Origin of the sequence: Paracoccus sp. NFXS7 (assembly GCF_040148865.1) — a bacterium.
GTDB lineage: Bacteria > Pseudomonadota > Alphaproteobacteria > Rhodobacterales > Rhodobacteraceae > Paracoccus > Paracoccus marcusii.
In genome coordinates this window covers 1-2,316 of record NZ_JAKEKV010000032.1, presented here as the reverse complement: position 1 = coordinate 2,316, position 2,316 = coordinate 1, and the positions used below count along the sequence as shown (strand labels likewise).

Below are 2,316 nucleotides of genomic sequence, written 5' to 3'. Positions count from 1 at the left end.
CCGTGGAGGAGATAAGTGATGACGCCACTACGCCAACAAATGCTCGACGCCATGGCGCTGAAGGGGCACGCCCTTCGCACCCAGCAAACCTATCTGTACGTTGTTTCACAACTGGCACAACATTTTCATCGGTCGCCGGATCGGGTATCGGCGGCCGAGATTCATGCATATTTTCTTTATCTGTTGCGTGAACGACAGCTGGCGCCGGCGAGCCTGCGTGTCTACGTCAGTGCGGTGCAATTTCTGTATACCGAGGTGCTGCACCGTCCCTGGGTAGATTGCCACGTTCCCTACCCGAAGCTGCCGCAACGGATTCCCGAGTTATTGTCTCGCTCCGAGGTGCAGCGGCTTCTGGGTTGTACCCGCAATCTCAAGCACTACACGCTGCTGGCTACCTGCTATGGGGCCGGGCTGAGAGTGTCCGAGTTGCTGGCACTGCGAGTCCGGGATATTGAGACGGAGCGTGCCATCCTGCATATCCGTCAGGGCAAGGGCGGCAAGGATCGCGAACAGATTCTGACCACCGGCTTGTTACTGCACTTGCGTCGCTACTGGTTGCGCTATCGCCCGGTCGACCTGTTGTTTTACGGTCCCGATACGCAAACGTCCCTCAGTACCAGTGCGGTGCAAAAGACCTACCTGCGGGCCAAGCGTGCGGCCGGGATTACCAAGCAGGGCGGTTTGCATGCGCTGCGGCACGCCTACGCGACCCACCAACTGGAAGCTGGGATGCCGGTCTACCAGCTGCAGCGCCTGCTGGGTCATCAGAGTCTCCGTACCACGCTGCGTTACGTGCACTGGCTACCCCATTATCAGAGTGATGGTGGGCGCGGCATTGATCTACTGCACGATGTGCAGGCCCGAGCGTGACGCCCTCACCGGGTATGGTCGATGTTCTGGACCGGTTCCTGGACAGCTACAAGACGTCACACCGGCTTAGTCCTCAGCAGGCCAAGGTGATCAACAGCATTCAGAGCTGCCGGACCCCGGCACTGGGAGGTCGCGTGCTGGCCTGCGCGTCATGCGGTTATACCCGGGAGAGCTATCACTCCTGCCGTAACCGACACTGCCCGCAGTGCCAGAAGCAGGCCAGCGATGACTGGTTGGCACGACGACGTAAGGACCTGCTGTCGGTACCTTATTTCCATCTGGTATTTACCTTGCCTCATGCACTGAACGGCTGGGTGCAGCTGCATCCCGAGGTGCTGTATCCGTTGTTGTTTGAAGCGGTTTCCACCACGCTGAAGCGCTTCGGACGCGATCCCCGGCGACTGGATGGCGATATTGGCATGACGCTGGTGCTGCATACTTGGGGTCAGAACCTGAGCCAACATGTGCATCTGCACGGTCTGGTACCGGGCGGCGCGCTGAGCCGGGAGGGTGACCGGTGGCATCCGGCCCGCTCGAACCATTTGTTTCCCGTGAAGGCGCTGTCTCGCGCTTATCGCGGCCTAATGGTCAGTCTGCTCCGTCGAGCCTGGCAGTCGTCGTTATTGTTCAGACTGAAGTCAGAGACCGAAGTCACGGCTGTACTGGCTACGGTGATGGCGCAGCCGTGGGTGGTCTTTGCCAAGCCTACGCAGACACACACGGAACAGGTGCTGGCCTACCTGGCTCGCTATACCTACCGCATCGCGATCAGTGACCGTCGCCTAGTCTCTGTGGACGAGCACGGTGTGCGTTTCCGCTGGAAGGATTACCGAAACAAAGGCGACGCTGGCAGCATGTGCCTGACCGGTGAGGAGTTCCTGCGCCGATGGCTGATGCATGTCTTACCGACAGGGCTGATGCGGGTACGCCATTACGGGTTCCTGGCCAATTGTCACCGTCGAGAGAAGCTGCAGCGGATCCGAGATTGTCTTCAGGGTGACCATGTCAGTCCGCCGAGAAGGGTGCGACATCAGCCTGTGGAGACCGTCCAGGCACCCGCATGCGTGGCTTGCCCACGGTGTCGGGATGGGACACTGCGGGTGACCGCGGAGATTGAGCGACGACGATCTAGCGGGTAGTGGAGGTGGTGAACAAGATGTTTGGGTGTCTGCAGCGGGCGGACGCGCGCTGTGCTGGACACGCGAAATGGAAATCCCTTAAATGGGTGTAATGCGGCGAATATTTAGACGCTGAGCTTCTAATCAGCACTTAGATGTCGAGCACGATTCCTTATCGCTCTGTGCAGCAGCGTCGCCAGTAATAATCCAGGGAAGGAGTCCCATGAAACAATCCCCTTATAGAGAGCCGGAGGCTATCGCGAAGCGGCATAGTCCAACAGGCGTTTATCTGCCATGCTGCGCACAGCAGATAAACGTGTAGCTGTTA

2 protein-coding genes are annotated in these 2,316 nt (G+C 59.0%); both read left to right on the top strand.

Annotated elements, in window-relative coordinates; all coding sequences use genetic code 11:
• Nucleotides 1–18: 18 nt before the first annotated feature.
• The gene (locus tag LZ686_RS18785) at nucleotides 19–870 is read left to right on the top strand and encodes a tyrosine-type recombinase/integrase (RefSeq protein ID WP_349548772.1); all 852 of its coding nucleotides are present in this window, start codon (nucleotides 19–21) and stop codon (nucleotides 868–870) included.
• A 14-nt stretch (nucleotides 871–884) separates the two neighbouring features.
• Complete coding sequence (locus LZ686_RS18780; RefSeq protein WP_349548771.1) at nucleotides 885–2,009, top strand: IS91 family transposase; 1,125 nt, start codon at nucleotides 885–887, stop codon at nucleotides 2,007–2,009.
• Nucleotides 2,010–2,316 lie beyond the last annotated feature (307 nt).